Origin of the sequence: Larsenimonas rhizosphaerae (assembly GCF_023700005.1) — a bacterium.
Taxonomy (GTDB): domain Bacteria; phylum Pseudomonadota; class Gammaproteobacteria; order Pseudomonadales; family Halomonadaceae; genus Larsenimonas; species Larsenimonas rhizosphaerae.
The window spans coordinates 790,441-808,246 of record NZ_JAMLJK010000001.1; the positions used below are offsets into that span (position 1 = coordinate 790,441).

At 57.6% G+C, this 17,806-nt stretch carries 18 protein-coding genes; 6 read left to right on the forward strand and 12 right to left on the reverse strand.

What is annotated here, in order from left to right; genetic code table 11:
* Positions 1–7 precede the first annotated feature (7 nt).
* Positions 8–1,060 (reverse strand): FAD:protein FMN transferase, encoded by a 1,053-nt coding sequence (locus NAT21_RS03515; protein ID WP_250935751.1) that lies wholly within the window; start codon positions 1,058–1,060, stop codon positions 8–10.
* 109 nt (positions 1,061–1,169) lie between these two features.
* Between NAT21_RS03515 and NAT21_RS03520 the strand changes: the two genes are divergently transcribed.
* Together NAT21_RS03520 and NAT21_RS03525 are read left to right on the forward strand one after the other, a co-directional pair.
* A complete protein-coding gene (locus NAT21_RS03520) occupies positions 1,170–2,132 on the forward strand; it encodes an alpha/beta hydrolase (protein WP_250935753.1) in 963 nt (320 codons plus the stop codon).
* A 167-nt stretch (positions 2,133–2,299) separates the two neighbouring features.
* Positions 2,300–3,778, forward strand: coding sequence for a carbon starvation CstA family protein (locus NAT21_RS03525; RefSeq protein ID WP_250935755.1), 1,479 nt, complete (start codon positions 2,300–2,302; stop codon positions 3,776–3,778).
* A gap of 83 nt (positions 3,779–3,861) precedes the next feature.
* Here NAT21_RS03525 and NAT21_RS03530 read toward each other — a convergent pair whose 3' ends face one another.
* The 5 genes from NAT21_RS03530 to NAT21_RS03550 all read right to left on the reverse strand — a co-directional run bounded on the left by NAT21_RS03530 (position 3,862) and on the right by NAT21_RS03550 (position 7,871).
* The gene (locus tag NAT21_RS03530) at positions 3,862–4,638 is read right to left on the reverse strand and encodes a transporter substrate-binding domain-containing protein (RefSeq protein ID WP_250935758.1); all 777 of its coding nucleotides are present in this window, start codon (positions 4,636–4,638) and stop codon (positions 3,862–3,864) included.
* 128 nt (positions 4,639–4,766) lie between these two features.
* Positions 4,767–5,462, reverse strand: a complete 696-nt coding sequence (locus tag NAT21_RS03535; protein WP_250937969.1) for an ABC transporter permease — start codon at positions 5,460–5,462, stop codon at positions 4,767–4,769.
* A gap of 29 nt (positions 5,463–5,491) precedes the next feature.
* Positions 5,492–6,211 (reverse strand): ABC transporter permease, encoded by a 720-nt coding sequence (locus tag NAT21_RS03540; protein ID WP_250935760.1) that lies wholly within the window; start codon positions 6,209–6,211, stop codon positions 5,492–5,494.
* A gap of 88 nt (positions 6,212–6,299) precedes the next feature.
* Entirely contained in the window at positions 6,300–7,073 is a 774-nt protein-coding gene (locus NAT21_RS03545; RefSeq protein ID WP_250935763.1) for an ABC transporter ATP-binding protein, read from the reverse strand.
* Positions 7,074–7,331: 258 nt separating this feature from the next.
* Positions 7,332–7,871 carry a lipocalin family protein gene (locus tag NAT21_RS03550; protein ID WP_250935765.1) on the reverse strand — a complete coding sequence of 180 codons (540 nt, stop codon included), beginning with the start codon at positions 7,869–7,871 and terminating at the stop codon, positions 7,332–7,334.
* 201 nt (positions 7,872–8,072) lie between these two features.
* Here NAT21_RS03550 and NAT21_RS15485 point away from each other — a divergent pair, with 201 nt between their 5' ends.
* On the forward strand, positions 8,073–9,710 hold the full coding sequence (locus NAT21_RS15485; RefSeq protein ID WP_284732652.1) for a methyl-accepting chemotaxis protein: 1,638 nt from the start codon (positions 8,073–8,075) through the stop codon (positions 9,708–9,710).
* A gap of 69 nt (positions 9,711–9,779) precedes the next feature.
* Here the strand turns inward: NAT21_RS15485 and NAT21_RS03565 are convergent, their stop codons facing one another.
* Positions 9,780–10,169, reverse strand: a complete 390-nt coding sequence (locus NAT21_RS03565) for a hypothetical protein (protein WP_250935767.1) — start codon at positions 10,167–10,169, stop codon at positions 9,780–9,782.
* 64 nt (positions 10,170–10,233) lie between these two features.
* The gene (locus NAT21_RS03570; RefSeq protein ID WP_250935769.1) at positions 10,234–11,307 is read right to left on the reverse strand and encodes a tartrate dehydrogenase; all 1,074 of its coding nucleotides are present in this window, start codon (positions 11,305–11,307) and stop codon (positions 10,234–10,236) included.
* 92 nt (positions 11,308–11,399) lie between these two features.
* On the opposite strand from NAT21_RS03570, the gene NAT21_RS03575 reads away from it, so the two are divergent.
* The gene (locus tag NAT21_RS03575) at positions 11,400–11,903 is read left to right on the forward strand and encodes a GNAT family N-acetyltransferase (RefSeq protein WP_250935772.1); all 504 of its coding nucleotides are present in this window, start codon (positions 11,400–11,402) and stop codon (positions 11,901–11,903) included.
* A gap of 41 nt (positions 11,904–11,944) precedes the next feature.
* Here the strand turns inward: NAT21_RS03575 and NAT21_RS03580 are convergent, their stop codons facing one another.
* Together NAT21_RS03580 and NAT21_RS03585 are read right to left on the reverse strand one after the other, a co-directional pair.
* Positions 11,945–12,385, reverse strand: coding sequence for a hemerythrin domain-containing protein (locus tag NAT21_RS03580; protein WP_250935774.1), 441 nt, complete (start codon positions 12,383–12,385; stop codon positions 11,945–11,947).
* Positions 12,386–12,492: 107 nt separating this feature from the next.
* Complete coding sequence (locus tag NAT21_RS03585) at positions 12,493–13,698, reverse strand: TauD/TfdA family dioxygenase (protein ID WP_250935776.1); 1,206 nt, start codon at positions 13,696–13,698, stop codon at positions 12,493–12,495.
* Positions 13,699–13,955: 257 nt separating this feature from the next.
* Here NAT21_RS03585 and NAT21_RS03590 point away from each other — a divergent pair, with 257 nt between their 5' ends.
* Positions 13,956–15,293 carry a glycosyltransferase gene (locus NAT21_RS03590; RefSeq protein ID WP_250935778.1) on the forward strand — a complete coding sequence of 446 codons (1,338 nt, stop codon included), beginning with the start codon at positions 13,956–13,958 and terminating at the stop codon, positions 15,291–15,293.
* Positions 15,294–15,295: 2 nt separating this feature from the next.
* Here the strand turns inward: NAT21_RS03590 and NAT21_RS03595 are convergent, their stop codons facing one another.
* Complete coding sequence (locus tag NAT21_RS03595; protein WP_250935780.1) at positions 15,296–15,973, reverse strand: TVP38/TMEM64 family protein; 678 nt, start codon at positions 15,971–15,973, stop codon at positions 15,296–15,298.
* 143 nt (positions 15,974–16,116) lie between these two features.
* Between NAT21_RS03595 and NAT21_RS03600 the strand changes: the two genes are divergently transcribed.
* A complete protein-coding gene (locus NAT21_RS03600; protein ID WP_250935782.1) occupies positions 16,117–16,998 on the forward strand; it encodes a LysR family transcriptional regulator in 882 nt (293 codons plus the stop codon).
* Here NAT21_RS03600 and NAT21_RS03605 read toward each other — a convergent pair.
* On the reverse strand, positions 16,962–17,792 hold the full coding sequence (locus NAT21_RS03605; protein ID WP_250935785.1) for a M90 family metallopeptidase: 831 nt from the start codon (positions 17,790–17,792) through the stop codon (positions 16,962–16,964). The genes NAT21_RS03600 and NAT21_RS03605 overlap by 37 nt on opposite strands.
* Between the last annotated feature and the right edge of the window lie 14 nt (positions 17,793–17,806).

The window sequence follows — 17,806 nt, forward strand, 5'->3', positions numbered from 1 at the left end:
CGCCGTCTCAGTTGCCGGTCACTTCACTGACCAGTGGCGTGTTCTTCAGCGCGTTACTTTCATGGGTGACCGGCGTCTGGCCTTTCTTCTCGACCAGATACACCGGCATGTTCAGCTGATTGGCGGCGGCCAGCCCTTCCTTGGGCCCCAGGCACAGCAGGGTCGTGGCCCAGGCATCGGTAAGGGCCGGGCGCGTACCGAACACGGAGGCTGATACCAGGTGGTGCGTGACAGGTCGACCGGTACGGGCATCAATGATGTGGCCGTAGGTCTTGCCCTGTTCATCAAAATGGCGACGATAGGTACCGGACGTATTGAGCGATACGCCATCCTGCTGAGTGATATCAAAGGCCCGCTGTGAGGCGGGCGCACCCTGTTGGGGCTTTTCAATACCTACCCGCCATGCGCTACCGTCCGGTTTATGCCCTCTGGCAAACAGGTCTCCCCCCATCTCGACCAGATAATTGGTGATGCCGTGCTGCTGCAATACGTCCGCGAGTTGCTCGATGGTGTATCCCTCACCCATGGACGATAAATCCAGCGACAGGTCGGGACGTGTCTTTCGAATTTCTCCGGTATTGGTATTGACTTCGATGTGCTGCAGGCCGGTGTGGGTCAGCGCGCTTGAAATGTCAGCATCGGTCGGCACATGAAACTGATGGGTCTGGAAGCCCCACAGGCGAAACAGTGGCGCGATGGTCGGGTCATAACAGCCGCCGGATTGTCGATTGACGTCGCGTGCAATGTGCAGCAGTGCCAGCACGCTTCCGGGGGCCTTTTGCCAGTCAGTGGAGGTTCCCTGGTTGAAACGAGCCAGCCAGGAATCATCGCGATAGGTGGATATGGCCTGATCGATGCGCTTGAGCGTGTCGGACATGTCGCCGGCAATTGCCTTGTCATCGCTTTGATCCTCGCTCCACCACTTGATGTGGTAGCTCGTGCCCTGTGCCTGACCCTCTGCGACATGCAATGCCGGCGGGCGATCGCACCCGCTCAGCAGTACCAGGGCAAGGCCGCAGACGGGGGCAGCAATGATCGAGTGGCGGGATGTCGATAACATGGCAACGCTCATGACAGAAAATGTAGCCGGGCATTGTCCCTCGAACGGTGCGGCCTGTCATGCCGTACCGACTATGCTGTGTGATATTACCTTTGACCGAGGATAGCTCATGCCGCTTGACCGTCAGTTTCATGCGTGGCTGGTAGAAGCCGCCCAGCACCCCCTGCCTGATTTTTCGACCGGTTCGGTCAGTGATGTGCGTCAGTGGCTTGATACGGAAAACAACCGTCGCACCCTGCCGGGGTCAACGTATCCCGTGGCGCGTATCGACCACGAGACACTATCCGGCGAGACCGATGCCGGCATCGGTCTTCGCTGGTACATCCCTCAGGTACATGGCTCAGTGGCCTCACTGCCGGTCGTCACGTTCTTTCATGGTGGCGGGTTTGTGATTGGCAGCGTCGATAATTACGACACGCTGTGCCGCGCCCTGTGCCGTGCCTCGAAAACCATTGTGGTATCGGTCGAATACCGGCTGGCACCTGAGGCACCGTTTCCCGCCGCGACAAATGATTGTCTGGCGGCGCTTCGTCATGTCCATGCCACTGCGGCGCAACACGGAGGGGATGCCGAGCGTCTGGCGGTGGCCGGTGACAGTGCCGGAGGGCAGCTGGCGGCCGTGACGGCACTACGAGCCCGGGATGAAGATGGGCCCGCCCTGATGGGACAGTGCCTGATCTATCCGCAGACCGATTTCACGGCGGCCGGTACTGACTCGCTGGATCGTCATGGCGTCGGGTATGGCCTGACGCGACAGGCCAGAGACTGGTTTGTTGCACAGTATCTGACCTCCCCGGAACAGGCGCTTGATCAGCATGTCGGCCTGCTCCAGCGGACGGATCTGGCCGGACTTCCACCGGCGCTGGTCGTGACGGCGGAGTTCGATCCGCTGGTGGATGAAGGGGAGGCCTATGCCCGTCATATGGCCGAGGCCGGCGTTACAGTGATTGCCAGTCGCTATCATGGCGTCATTCATGGCTTCATGCGGCGGGTAGGGCAGCATCGACTGGCAGATCAGCTGGTTCAGCAGTGTGGGGGCTGGCTGAGGACCACACTGGCTCCGGTGAACTGATGTCGACAAACGTCTAACGGTATTGTCATACCACCAGGCGTAGGGTATCCGAAGAGGCCGCCATGCAGGGCGGCGTCTTTCGTTAGGCATGACCTCATGCCTGTGCTGCAGTAACAACAGTATCGCTTTCGACAAGTGTGTGCGGGGCGGCCTGCGAGGATGAGTTCATGATCACGTTTCTGGTAGCTATTGCGCTTCTGGTCCTCGGGTATTTTACCTACGGGGTATTTATCGAGCGGGTGTTTGCCGTCAAGCGTCAGCGTCAGACGCCGGCCTTTACCATGCGCGACAACGTGGATTACGTGCCGATGAAAACGCCGCGTAATGCATTGATCCAGCTATTGAACATTGCCGGCGTCGGGCCGATTTTCGGGCCGATTCTGGGGGCGCTGTACGGCCCCGTGGCGTTTGTATGGATCGTGATCGGGTGTATCTTTGCCGGTGCGGTTCATGATTATCTGACCGGCATGATCTCGATTCGCAATCATGGTGCTCATCTGCCTCAGCTGGCGGGCAAGTTTCTTGGCAAGTCCATGAAGCACATCGTGAACGGGTTTGCGATCCTGCTGCTGCTGCTGGTCGGTACCGTATTCGTGACCTCACCGGCAGCGTTACTGGCCAACCTGACATCGTTCAATGTACCGCTGATCCTGTTGGCGATCTTTGCCTATTACCTGCTGGCCACCCTGTTGCCGATCGACAAGATCATTGGGCGGATTTATCCCTGGTTTGGTGCGCTGTTGCTGTTCAGTGCGCTGGGCATCGGTCTTGGTCTGGTCTTTACCGGGGCGCCTATTCCGGAGCTGAGCTTCCAGAACATGCACCCTGAAGGGGCGCCGATCTTCCCGCTGCTGTTTTTAACCATTTCCTGCGGCGCGCTGTCCGGATTCCATGCAACCCAGACGCCCATCATTTCTCGCACGACCGAGAATGAAGGCAACGGACGACGCATCTTTTACGGCATGATGATTGCCGAAGGCATTATTGCCATGATCTGGGCTGCAGCCGCCATGAGCATGTTCCACGGTGAGCAAAGCCTGTCAGCGGTACTGGCAGCCGGCGGACCGGCAGCCGTGGTGAGTGCCGTATCCACCCAGATGCTGGGTGCCATTGGCGGCACACTGGCCATTCTTGGCGTTATCGTACTGCCGATTACCTCCGGAGATACGGCCTTCCGCAGTGCACGCATGATCATTGCCGATTACCTCAAGATCGATCAGCGCAAGATAGCGAAGCGGATCTGGATTGCTGCACCGCTGTTTATAATGTCCTATGCCTTGACCCACATCGACTTCACGCTACTGTGGCGTTACTTCTCCTGGGCGAACCAGACCACGGCGGTTATTGCCCTGTGGGTGGGCACCATGTATCTCGTTCTGGCACGAAAGCCGCACTGGGTGACCTCGATTCCGGCTGTTTTCATGACGATGGCGACCTTTACCTACATGGCATATGCCCCGATCGGTTTCGGACTGTCGCTGGAGGTCAGCTATGTCTTTGCTGCAGCAGGAACGCTGATTGCGATTGCCCTGTTCATGAAGCGGGTGCGGCGCCTGTCACGTGCCACCTTTGCCGTGGATGAGCCGGAAGTACCCACTGGCGCACCGTTGTCTTCAATCAAGCGGGCGATAGCGCCCTCATCATGAAGTGAGTCGGCCGGATTCGACGGCATGGAAAATGAAAACGGCGCCCTCGGGCGCCGTTTTCAGTCGTGCAACATGAAAGGATGTCAGTGGGTGTTGCCGTCAGGGAAGTATTTGGAATAGAGGCTGTTATAGGTGCCGTTGCTCTTGAGCTCGGCCAGGGCCTTGTTAAAGGTGTCTGCCAGTTCCCGGTCGCGCTTTCGAAACGCTATCCCGAACCCTTCACCGAAGTATTTCTTCGGTTCGGTCAGCATGTCACCCACGGTCTTGAACTTGCCATCCTTGCTGTCCACCAGCGCGGCCTTGCCGGTAGGGTAGTCAAGGAAGGCGATATCCAGTCGGCCTGCTTCCATATCCACGGCGACATCGTCGGCAGTGGCGTAGCGCTTGATGCTGGCCTCGTCACCAAACATGTCGGTCACGTAGTTGTCCTGTACGGTGCCTCGCTGTACGCCGATATTCATGCCCTTGAGGCTGGCCTTGTCAGGCGTTTCAAGCGTACTTTTTTCAGGCGTGAACCAGGCAGAGGGCGGAGTCATGTACGGGTCGGAAAACAGAATCTGTTTCTTACGATCATCGTTGATGGTCATCGAGGACATGATGGCGTCGAACTTGCGTGCCTGCAGGCCCGGAATAATGCCGTCCCAGCCCTGAATGACCCAGTTGCACTTCAGTTTGGCCTGCTCGCACAGGGCGTTGCCCAGATCGATATCAAAGCCGGCCAGTGTGCCGTCCGGCTGGCGATATTCCATCGGTACATAGGGAATATCGACCCCGATACGTACCGTGTCGTAATCCTTTGCCTGGGCCGTGCCGGCAACCAGTGCCGCGCCCATGAGTGACAGGGTCAGAATCCGTTTCATGGAAACATCCTTTTGTTGTTGGCCGGGGATAGCCCGGCATTGTGGTAGTGATCCATTGATGCCCTGTACCGGCGTGTGGCCGGTATGCAGGGTACAAGCATAACCGGCAATGACCGATACGTCATGAATCACGACTGGGGTTTCAGGTGCCCCAGCAGGCGTTTTTCAAGGTATTTGAACAGGCCCTGAATACTGAAGCTCAGCGCCATGTAAAGTACCGCCACAAACAGGAACGCGGCAAAGGGCGCGTAGAAACGAGCATAGATATAGTAGGCCGCCCCGGTCAGGTCGGTGATCGAGACTACAAAGGCAATGGCACTGGCGTGAAGCATGAAGATCACCTCATTGCCATAGGCTGGCAGCGCACGCCGGAAGGCGCTGGGTAATACAATGCGGCGCAACATGGTGAACCTGTTCATGCCGTAGGCACGGGCAGCCTCGATTTCACCCCGGGGTGTTGACTGAATGGCCCCGTGGAAGATCTCGGTTGTATATGCCGCCGTATTGAGGGTAAAGGCCAGAAGCGCCGGATAGATCGGGTCTTCCAGGAAAAACCATAGCCAGGTGTCCTGGATGCCGGGAATAAAGGCAAACCCGTAGTAGGCCAGATACAGTTGAATCAGCAGCGGTGTGCCGCGAAACAGATAGGTGAAAAACCAGACCGGTTTCCTGATCCACAGGTTTGATGAGCCTCGGGCGATGGCCAGAGGAACGGCAATGATCAGTCCGATGACCAGCGATACAAACACCAGGTGCACGGTATTGACCAGTCCTGACCAGTACATCTCGAAGGTGTTGGGGGTAAAGATGTCATTGCCGTTCATCCAGCTCAGCACAGGCTGCCAGAGAGTACTTAATTGTTCCACGAGGAGCCTCCGCTGGAGAAGCCGATGTCAAACCGCTGGCGCAGTTTCATGAAGCACCATTCCGATACGCTGGCGATCAACAGGTAGCCCAGTGCGACAGGGATCATGAACAGAAAGGGTTCATGGGTCGCCTTGGTGGCCTCGGCAGCGACCTTGACCATGTCGCTCAGGCCGATAATGGACACCAGCGCGGTGGTTTTCAAAAGCACCATCCAGTTGTTGCCCAGCCCCGGCAGGGCGTGCCGCATCATCAGCGGGAAGCGAATGTGCCTGAATACCGCCCAGGGCCGCATGCCATAGGCGCGTCCCGCCTCCAGCAGACCCTCATCGACGGCAAGAAACGCCCCGCGGAAGGTTTCGGACATGTAGGCGCCAAAGATGATGCCGATGGTTACCACACCGGCCACGAAGGCATTGATATTGATGAAGATGTCGACATCAAACTCGCTGTAGATCCAGTCGGTGGCCATGTTGATACCGATCTGGCCTCCATAAAACAAAAGCAGCATCAGTACCAGATCCGGCACGCCGCGGATGACCAGCGTATAAACGTGGGCAATGCCGCGCAGTATGCGAGACGACGATAATTTTGCACTGGCTGATAACAATCCCAGCAGGACTGCGAGCAGCAGCGACAGCAGGGCCAGTTCCAGTGTCAATAGCGACCCCTCCAGCAGGCGGGGGCCGTACCCATGAAGATCAAGCATAAACGCGTCCTGATCGCGCACGGTGCGCAGTAGTTGAATCCGGAAGATGCGTCTGGCGCATCACCGTCAGGGAAACCGGGTCAGCCGCTCAATAGCGAGGTGCCAGAAACTGTTGTAACCGCTCGGAACGCGGTGAAGTCAGTATGTCACCGGGTGCACCCTGCTCCTCGATCAGACCCTGATGCAGGAACATGACGTGGTTGGAGACATCGCGGGCAAAATCCATTTCATGGGTGACCACGATCATGGTGCGTCCTTCATCAGCCAGTTCATGCATGACATGAAGCACATCCCCTACCAGTTCCGGGTCAAGGGCCGAGGTCGGTTCATCAAACAGCATGACTTCCGGGTCCATCGCGAGTGCACGCGCAATGGCACCACGCTGTTGCTGGCCACCGGACATCTGGGTCGGGAAGTAGCTGGCCCGTTCGGAAAGCCCGACACGTTTCAATAGCGCCATTCCCTTTTCTCGGGCCTGGGCCTTCGGCATCTTGAGCACGTGTACCGGAGCGGCCATGACATTTTCGATGAGGGTCATGTGCGGCCACAGATTGAAGTTCTGAAAGACCATCGACAAGCGAGCACGAATGCGTTCTACCTGCTTCCAGTCTTCCGGCTGGCGTTGCCCCTTGCGGTCGACCTTGAAGCCGATGGCCTCGCCATGCACGATCAGCTCGCCCTGATCGGGCATTTCGAGCAGGTTCATGCAGCGCAGGAAGGTGCTTTTACCGGAGCCGGAGGCACCGATCAGTGTAATGACATCACCCTTTTGGGCCTTGAGCGACAACCCGTTCAACACCGGATTGCCGTTGAAGCTCTTGTGGAGATGATTGATTTCCAGGGGAATGGAAGTATCGGCCATGGACAATATGACTCCTGAAGGCATGGCAGGCCCTGACGAATCGGGACGTAAAAGCCGTCCATTCTATCAGGCTGGTACCGTGGTTGCCGCAGCCGAGTGATGATTCGATATATATTGACGGTTACTTATCAAGTGGCATCTCCGCCTCGGCACATCCACTGATCACCTGAAAGTGCTGCCTGAACGTCTATCCTGCCGGTCAATGTACTCTCGCACCCGAGTATCAACGGAGAGGCGCCGGCCCAGGGGGCCGTGCCTTCAGCGGGTTCCAGTGTGCGTCGGGTAGCTGCGCTCGTGATGAACCCTGTTCAGGTCGCTGGCCGGAAATCCCTGAGAAGACAGCCAGTGAGTAATATCCTTGAAGACACTATCACTGATCCAGGGTGTGCGCGCCAGTACCCAAAGAAAGTGGCGATTGGGCCCGACAATCACGACATGATCATATTCGGGATCCAGCAGAATAATGTTGTAACCGGCATAAAACCGCCAGAAGAAGGTGACCTTGAAGCGGCCGTCGGCAGGCTGGTTGACCGGATAAGCCACGCCCCTTGCCTCCTTCCACATCCGCTTGACCACATCATACCCGCGATTGACGACATCAAATCCGCCATCGGCTCTGGGATAATAGCTTGCTGTCACCTCACTGAGGCGCCGCTCGAAGGGATGATCCAGGCGGGCAATCTCATACCAGGTACCCTTGTAGCGCTCTGCATCCACGTGTGCGACCGGCTTTATACCACCAGGGATACCGGGATCACCGCCGGCAGCAGCCCACACCGCCCGCAGGTTTGCCTTCATGTCTGCTGCTCTCATGTAATGCTCCAATATGGCAGAAGGCGTTTATTTACTGAATGTAACAGGCGTTACTCGAATGTAGTAGGGAAGGGAGTGTGAAGCTTTAAAGCGATCCGCCGATAATCGTTTCAGCACAAACGACGAATCAGTCATTGTCTGGCACAGGCCATGACGACCATGAACGCTACTTCTCGGAACCTGTTTATGACATCTCATACCTTCGATCATGAAGATAGCAGTATCCAACGGGCTTCGCGCAGCAAGCGTAAGCCCCTGAGCCTCAAACGCCGTGGCAAGCCCCTGACCATCCGCACCAAGCTTTGGCTGGGGCTGGGGCTGATGTGGGTCGGTATGATTGCCATTGTAGTCAGCCTGGCACTCGAAAGTCGGGCCGAAATGTTCAAGGAGCGCGAAAACGGCCTGAAAAACGTGGTCAGCATGGCATCTGGCGCCGTGAATGCGATGTATGCCCGCCAGGAAAGTGGTGCGATGACCCAGGCTCAGGCCCAGGCGGAAGCCTTTGGCATCATCAACACCATGCGATTCGGGGCGGAGGCAGACAATTATGTGTTTACCTTCAACAGCCAGGCCAACATCCTGAGCCATCCACGGCGCGATGCAGGCTCGTCGATGGCGAGCTATACCGACCCGCAGGGCAAGTCGGTGTATCTTGAGCTGATCAAGGTCGCCAAGGCCAATGGTGCCGGTTATGTAGAGTATGTCTCCAAGGGGGCTACCGCCGAGGATGCCTTCCGCCAGAAGGTCAGCTACGTGAGTTACTTTGCGCCCTGGGACGCCTATATTGCAGCCGGCATTTATGTTGATGATGTTCAGAGCATTTTTCTGCATAACCTGATCAGCTACTTTCTGATTCTGCTGGTTGTCGGTGCGGTTGTATCACTGGTCATGGGCATTTTGATTCGTCAGATTTCGCGGAGTCTGGGAGGGGAGCCCAACGAGGCTGCCGATCTGGTCAAGCGTGTTGCCGACGGCGATCTGACCGCCTCATTGCCCCTGGCAAAAGGCGATAACTCCAGCCTGATCTTCAATATCATGTACATGCGTGATCAGCTCAGTGAAACCCTTCGCCACATCCGTACTTCAAGTGAGGCGGTAGACACGGGAGCACGTGAAATCGCCTCGGGCAATATCGATCTGTCTTCGCGCACGGAGCAGCAGGCGGCTTCGCTTGAAGAGACGGCAGCCAGCATGGAAGAGATCACGGCCACGGTAAAACACAGTGCCGACAGTGCCCGCCAGGCCAGCCAGCTGGCCAGTGAAGCCTCTCAGACATCCATGCGCGGCAGCAGTGTGGTCAAGGATGTGGTCGTCAAGATGTCGAGCATCAGCGACGGTTCCAAAAAGATTGCCGAAATTACCGCCATGATTGACAGCATTGCGTTTCAGACCAACCTGCTGGCGCTCAATGCTTCTGTGGAGGCGGCGCGTGCCGGTGAGCAGGGGCGTGGCTTTGCAGTCGTGGCGGGTGAAGTGCGTGAGCTTGCAGGGCGAAGTGCCAGGGCTTCCAAGGAAATTCGAGAACTGATCGCAGCATCGACCAAGGAAATCAATGAGGGGTCGGCGATGGTCACCAATGCCGACGAGGTCATGAGTGAGATGCTGGTATCCGTTCAGCGTGTGTCGGATCTCATGAGCGAGATTTCGGCGGCTGCCTCGGAGCAGACCCGTGGGATCGAGCAGGTCAATACTGCTGTCAGTCAGATGGATCAGGTGACGCAGCAAAATGCGGCGCTGGTGGAGGAGGCAGCAGCAGCAGCCTCGTCATTGCAGGACCAGGCGCTTCACATGAATCAGGAAATCGGGCGTTTCAAACTTCCCTGAATGTCGCCACGGTAAAAAGCCCCGTCAGGCATCGGCCTGGCGGGGCTTTTTTGATGACAGGAAAGAAGCCTAGCGTGCCAGCCACTCATCCTTGTCATTCTTATACAGCACAACGTCATCATCAATGGCCTGCGCCTTGCCATCGACAACGACCTTGCCGGTTACATGGCAGGACCAGATGGACTCGTCATCCGTGGGGGTATCACCCTTCTTCGCATCCTTTTTAGGTGCCGGATGGCCACAGTCCTTCACGTCATCGATCTGGACATCGTACGTCAGGTCCTTGAGGCGTTCACCGCCATCACCCATCTGTTGCGCAATTCCCTTGAGCTGCTCGATCTGACGGCTCAGGGTGTTGTTCATTGCCTGGGTCACTTCATCCTTGCCTGGGCTCTTGTCACAGCCTGCAAGTGTCAGTGTCAGTGCTGCGGCGCCCAGCGCTACCAATGTCCTTTTCATGAATTCGTCCTTGCCGAAGTGAGGCGCGCCAGCATGGCGCAAGGGCGTTTCGAAAGCAACCGGTCTACATGAGCCGGTCGGCAATGGCCCTGCCAAGGGTTTCGGTGGTGCCCTGTCCACCGAGATCCGGAGTGATTACCGCTGAATCTGCCTGGGCAAGTACCGCCTCGAAGGCCTTGACCACGGCATCGGCCGCCTCGGCGTGTCCCAGGTGGTCAAGCATCATGGCACCGGACCAGATCTGACCGACCGGATTGGCAATGTTCTGACCGAAGATATCCGGTGCGCTGCCATGGACCGGCTCGAACAGGGAGGGAAATCGACGTTCGGGATTGAGGTTGGCTGACGGCGCGATGCCAATGGTGCCGGTGCAGGCCGGCCCAAGATCCGACAGGATATCGCCGAACAGGTTGCTGGCGACGACCACATCGAACATGTCCGGATGCATCACGAAGCGGGCTGTCAGAATGTCGATATGAAAGCTGTCGACAGTAATGTCCGGGTAGTGGGTTGCCATGGCATTCACGCGTTCATCCCAGTAGGGCATCGTGATCGATATGCCATTGGATTTTGTTGCCGAGGTCAGGCTGCGTTTTGGCCGAGTGGAGGCAAGCTCAAAGGCAAACCTGAGGGCTCGATCAATGCCGTGGCGGCTCATGACGGTTTCCTGAATGGCCAGCTCCCGATCTGTGCCCTCATACATGCGCCCACCGATGCTCGAGTACTCACCCTCGGTATTTTCACGCACTACCATGAAGTCGATATCCCCCGGTGCGCGGTTGGCCAATGGGCTGGTAACGCCCTGAAGAAGGCGGCAGGGGCGTAGATTGATGTACTGATCAAAATGGCGGCGAAACTGAAGCAGTGACCCCCACAGTGAGACATGATCCGGCACCCGCTCGGGCATGCCTACCGCCCCGAAGTAGAGGGCATCGAACCCTTCCAGGCGTGACTTCCAGTCTTCCGGCATCATGCGGCCGTGCTGCTCGTAGTAGTCACAGCTGGCAAAATCGAAGTGCTCGAATGACAGGGAAAGGTTGAATCGGTCTGCTGCAGCCTTCATGACGCGAAGTCCCTCCGGCATGACTTCCTGACCTATGCCGTCACCGGCGATAACCGCAATGCGCTGCCTTGCCATGAGTATTCTCCCGGGTAGATGAAAACGTTTACAGTGTAGGGGGGAACAGACACCTGCGCGTGTCAGGCAATGGGCAGACAGGAGAACCTGTAGTGGAGATCGAGATTTTTGACGCCGGCGAGCAGGACCTGCAGGCGATTGTTGCCATTTATAACCAGGCGGTGCGAGAAACCACGGCGATCTGGAATTTCACGGAAGTCGATGAGGCCAACCGTTGGCACTGGTTAAGAGAACGAGTTGACGCTGGCTACCCCGTGCTGGTTGCGCGTAGTGGCGGACACTGCCTGGGTTATGCCACGTATGGGCCATGGCGGCCACATGATGGCTTTGCGCGTACCGTAGAGCATTCGGTGTATGTGGCAGAGGGGCGGCAGGGCAACGGCATCGGCAGTACATTGATGAAGGCGTTGATGGTTCGAGCAGCAGATCAGGGAATTCACGTAATGGTGGCAGGCATCGATGCCGGTAACCCGGGATCGATTCGCCTGCATGAGCGGCTCGGGTTCAGCGAGTCAGGGCGGTTGCCGCAGGTTGGCATGAAGTTCGGTCGCTGGCTGGATCTGGTCTTCATGCAATACGTTTTCCCGGCACCTTGAGGTGCCGGGAACTCACTCGTCATGGTTGGCGGGGGAGGGGGTTACTTGTCAAGTCGTTCCATTTCTTCGCGATACCGGGTCGCAAGTGTAGTCTTTTCCGAATCGCTGAATTTCTGGCCTGCCGAGATGAAATAGTGATTTTCTTCATCTTCGAAGTGATGGAGTGCCATGTCCTGAAGCTTTTTGGCGTAACCGAGCCACGCTGATGAGCTCAGGTCGGTGGAATCCATCAGTTCCATGAGCTCGTCCATCTCATGGTGTTCGGCGATACCGTGCCGAGATTTGTCGACGCCGGTATCATATTCCATCAACGGGCTGTAAAAGTGCCGCTCTTCAGCCGTCTCATGGTGATGAAGAGCGTCCTTGACCTGTTGGAACAGTTCGCGCCGGCCCTCACTGTCACCTTCCGTTTTTGTCAGAAGATCCAGCAGGGTGCGCTGCTTGTCATGGTCAGCACGCAATTCCTCGAAAATGGTGGTCATCGGTCAAAATCCTTTTTGCGATGTGAGTTCATTGAACCGGCCTCTCTATGGGGGCCTCGGCCTCACAAGCATAGTGCATTTGCGTGGCAGGGCCAGGATCATGAGTATTACCGCGTGTGTTCACATGCTCTGGAGAGAACTCGAAAGCGGGAGTGAATCATGTCCCGGTCCAGATAGCAGCCTTGTAGATGTCTTCTACCCGTTTCGGGGTTGAAGGCCGATCGACCGTGCAGCACGCGTCGGTTATCAAAGGCGATCATTTGTCCCGGTGCCAGCGCGAGTTCATGTCGGAACAGCGGGTTTTTCAGGCGCTGCCAGAAGGCGAGGTAGGCCTCATACCAGAGAGTGATCTCTTCCAGGGGCAGGTCAAGCGCATCGCGAATCCAGTTGTTGAAACGGATCTCGGTAACCTTGTCTTGATGATCGACGCCAATGACGGGGGCACGAAAGGTGATGTCCTGCTCACTGTCCTGAAAGCGAAAGTCGATGGGGGTGTCGGCCAGGCGCCTGAATGCTTCTGGGGCATGAATTCGCAGATCTTCTGCCACGGCGTAGCCATCTGCAAACGTGGAGCCGCCGCCTTGTGCGTCATTTTCAAGGCAGTAAAGCAACTGGATGTCCGGGGGCTGGTGCCAGTTGGGGAGGTCAATATGCAGTTCAAGTTCCAGTGCAGTATAAGCGGCGTTATTGGGGGTCGGTTTTGATACTACATCAAAACGCGCTCCAAAATTGGTATCCCTCAGAGGCCCGATGTGAGTGGCGAAACGAATAACCTCATCTGGGGTAGTGGGCCCCTGGTCAAGCAGAACAAGGCCATCGCGCATCAATGCCTGAAGCCACTGTCGTTCTCCAGCGCCCTGGCCACGGTCGCGTTCTGCCATGAGCGTTTCATGGGTGATCCTTCGGGGAGAGAAGGGGAGCTGCCAGGGCCTCGCGGCAGGTAGCGCCGGTAGAAAGTCATGCTGTCCCGGGCGGCGCTGATAGAGCCACCCGGTGTCAAGGGCACTTCGATGCCCATCCGGCCAGTTGATTGTCAACTGATACATGTCGGGTACAAGCGTCAGTGACGGCGTACCAATATCGGCATCCAGCAGGGAAAAGAGACGCTCATGAGAGTGCACGTGACGACAGGTATCACAGGGGCAGTGATCTCGTAGCCATACGAGTGGCCATTGCCCGGTCTGGTCATCGTCAAAGTATATGGTCACTACCTCATTGTTTAGGCTGGCATGGCAGGGTGCCGGAGCCTGCTCATGGTTTGCATGTTCTTTCATGACGGGGCGGCGAGGATGCTGCGCGCTACGGTTGTTCATGGTCATCACCTGATTTTTAAACGGAGTAACAGGGTGATCAGCCCCGTATTCAGGTGCAAATCATCAATTTGAGGGCTTGGGGCCAGCCTGGCTAATGAGGACGACGTACGTGTTACGCGGTACACTGGCCGGCAGCATGTATTGTCCTTGCTCAAGGATGGATATCCGGGTAGCTGCTCGGCTGCTGAACGGGCGTCAGGGATGGCGCAGAACAGAAACGCTTCATGGATTTTCTCGGTGAAGCAGGAGGTTGCGGGTTGAATATTCTTGTTTTTACCAACACCTATCGCCCCATCGTTGGTGGTGTCAGCGAATCGGTGCAACGGTTCGTGGAGCAGTTCGAGGTGCTTGGGCATCGTGTGCTGGTCATTGCGCCCAATATTGAAGGCCAGTCGCCGCACGAGGATAACGTGCTTAGAGTGCCGTCCTTTCAGCGCTTCAATGGCACACAGTTTTCCTTCCCCATGTTCATGACAAGCCAGGTGGTTGATGCCGTAGAGGCGTTCGGACCGGATATCATCCATGCACATCATCCCTTTTTGCTGGGAGACGCAGCAGCCCGGCTGGCTCAGCGGTTAAGCGTGCCGCTGGTGTTTACGCACCACACGCTCTATGAGCGCTACATTCATTATTTTCCCAGCAATTCGCCGGCCATCAAGCGCTTTGCCGTGGCACTGGCGTCATGCTATGCCGAGTTGTGCGATACGGTGATCGTGCCGAGTGAGAGCGTGCGTGACATCCTCGACAAGCGTGATGTCGGTACGCCAATTGAAGTGTTGCCCAGCGGTGTATATACCGAACGGTTTGCCTCGGGTGATGCGAGTATCTGGCGTCATCACTTCGGTATTGATGAACACACGCACGTGGTGGGCCATGTCGGGCGTCTGGCGCGAGAGAAAAACCTGATGTTCATGACACGCGCCGTATGCCGGTTCCTCAAGGCGCGTCCCGACGCGCACTTTATGGTGGTCGGGGATGGGGATGAGGCCGAGGCCATGGTCAACATTGCTCGCCAGCAGGGTGTCAGCGAGCGGGTTCATTTCACTGGTGTGTTGAGTGGTCAGTCCCTGGTGGATGCCTATCACGCCATGAACAGTTTTGTCTTTGCCTCTCACAGTGAAACCCAGGGCATGGTGGTGGCAGAAGCCATGGCGGCAGGGCTGCCTGTGGTGGCACTGGATGCGCCCGGCGTGCGTGAGGTGGTACGTAACGAGGTAAACGGCCTGCTGCTGCCTGATGAGAATGAAGCGGCGATGGCAGATGCGCTGGTCAAGGTCAGCCGCCAGGAGGACTATGTCCGGCTGACCCGTGGCGCACTGGACAGTGCTCAGCATTTTGACGCACGTGTATGTGCAGAGCGCTGTCTGGCACTTTATTCACGACTGATCGAACAGGCCGGCAATGAGGTGACTCCCAAGCATGCTGATCCCACATTCTGGGACAGTGTGACCAGCCGGTTCGATGCCGAGTGGCATATCCTCCGCCATCGCGGTGCGGTGTTGAAGGAAGTGTTCTGGGACCGCCGCGATGACCCTGACGACCCGCCAGGTGGTGCCCCATCGCCCGCCGATCAGGCCGTTACGGGCAATAAATAGCTTCAGGCGGCCTGACGCCGTCGCGCCAGGTGGCCCAGCAGGGCCAGCAGGGCCACTGCCATGGCAATGACGGCGATCGATATCCACAGGCCATCCCGGCTATTGCTATGTATCAGGCTGCCCAGCTGGCTGCCGGCAATCGTGACCGCTGCCAGCCCGGGCACGATACCGATGAACGAGCCGATCATGTAGGCACCGAAGCGGAGACGGCATGCTCCGGCCAGCATGTTGGTCAGGGTAAAGGGTGCCAGCGGCAGCAGGTTGAACACGATCATGGTACGGATACCACGGTTGGCCAGCCCGTTGGCCAGTTTGTTGACCCGCTCGCCGCCATGGCTGATGAGGGCATCACGCCCGAGTCGTCGTCCGGCGTAATAGGTCACGGCAGACGCCAGCATGGTGCCTGCCAACGCGTAGGCCAGCCCCCACCAGGAGCCGAAGATCAAGCCGGTTGCCCCTACCAGCACGGTCAGTGGGAACACCACCAGCGAGGCCACCACATACAGTGCCATCAGGGCCAGGGGAGCCCAGATGGTCTCGCGCAGCACCAGTGTGCTGGCCAGCAGTTGCCGCAGGTTGCCGGGGGTCAGTACATCACCCATGGCAAGCCATTGCCACAGGCCTCCCAGGGCCAGCAGCAGGGCAAGAAGACCGATGATAAGCCAGAGCCTGCGTGGCATGGCGTCCTTCTCCTTGAATGCTTACAAGGCCCCCGCCTGATGCGAGGGCGGGCTCATGATACGGTGCCTGATGCAAAACGTCATGGCTGTGATGGCTGTTTTTCCGGAGAGTTCCCCTTGACCGACGCAGGAGTGTCCTGAATTTGCTTCCTCCCCTGGCCTGGCTACAGGCATTTGAAGCGGCGGCTCGGCTGATGAGTTTTACTGCTGCCGGTGATGAATTATGTGTGTCCCAATCAGCGATCAGCCAGCGTATCAGATTACTTGAAGACCGGCTGGGCGAGCCATTGTTTGTACGTCATGCCAGTGGACTTGATCTGACGGATGCGGGGCTTGCCTGGCTACCCTGCGTGCAGGCTGGCTTTCAGCGGTTGCGTGAGGGCACCGCCGAGGTATTTGGTGAGCCGAACAACGCCCCCCTTACCATCAGGGCTACTCCGTTGGTGCAGCGTTACTGGTTGGCCCCATTGCTGGCCGGTTGGTTGTCACAGGGAGGCATCGTCTCGCCGGTGCGTATTGTCACGGCTATTCAGGCGCAGGACTTCGAGGCATCCGGGGTCGACCTTGAAATTCGTTATGGCAATGGCCAATGGTCCGGTCTGAGAGCGCATGCGCTGGGCATTGATGAACTGATACCTGTATGTACGCCGTTATTGGCTCAGAGACTTGATCATGACCCCACCGGGCTTGCCCATCACACACTGATTCATGTGGCCGGGTTTGATACGGGCTGGCCGGCCTGGCTGACTGGAGCAAAGGTTCGAGGTGTGCTTGAAACCAGTCGACGTCTGGGCTGTGACCATCAGGCCATGGCGCTTGATCTTGCCCGTCATGGCGCCGGCATCGCGCTTACACATACTCGCTGGCTTGATCAGCTGGCCCCCGAGCTGGTTGCACCCTTTTCAGTACGGGTCCGCGCGCAGCAGGGGTTCTGGCTGACGCGCATGGCCGGCCGTGCTCCTGCACCCATGGTGGACAGGCTTTGGGACTATCTTGAAGCCGGCTGTGACGGGCGTGCGTTGTAACCGTCTGCGCCGGGGTGCTGGGTTGTCCGTTTCAGGCCCGGATCCTGCCTGAAGTACTCCACCAGCAGTGCATGAAGCTCCGGATAGGTAGCTTTCAATCGGCCTGGTGCCGTAAAGAAGTATTCACAGCATACGGCCAGACATTCAGCCGGATCGGTGGCGGCGTATTCGTTGATGGGCGTGGGGGCACCGCGTGCGACATGGTCGGTTAGATCCTGCCAGACCCGTGTAAAGGTGGCATGCCATCGGCGTGAGCTGATGTCACCATGAAGTGGAGGGAAGCCGTTGGCTACGCCATCGTTTTGCATGTCGAGCTTGTGGATGAACTCATGAATGATCACATTGACGCCGGCATGATGGCGGTCAGCCTGCATGTCGTTCATCGAGAGAACCACCGGGCCACGGGAGGACGTCTCACCGATCCGTTCGTCATCATGCTCATGAATAACGCCGGCAGTATCCGTTTCAACCAGATGTCGTCTGAAGGCATCGGGCACCACGACAATATCGTGGACGTCAGGCCAGCGTGCCTGGCTGTCAGGCCAGTACAGCGTGATCAGCTCGATATGGGCAGCCACACTCAGCTGATCTTCCAGTGTCCAGGTGAGTGGTTCGGGAAAGTGAAAGGCCAGGTGATGAAGCCGCTGCCAGCCACGCACCATCAGGCGCTGACGTGCAGCAGCGTCAAGGCAGGAGGTCACCGGCAGGCGAGACAGAACGTCCCGCCAGGCCGCTTCCGGCAATGGATGGCGCTTCAGAAATCGTTTCCGTTGCCAGGCGGCCAGCCACTGCATGTTGCCTCCCTCGC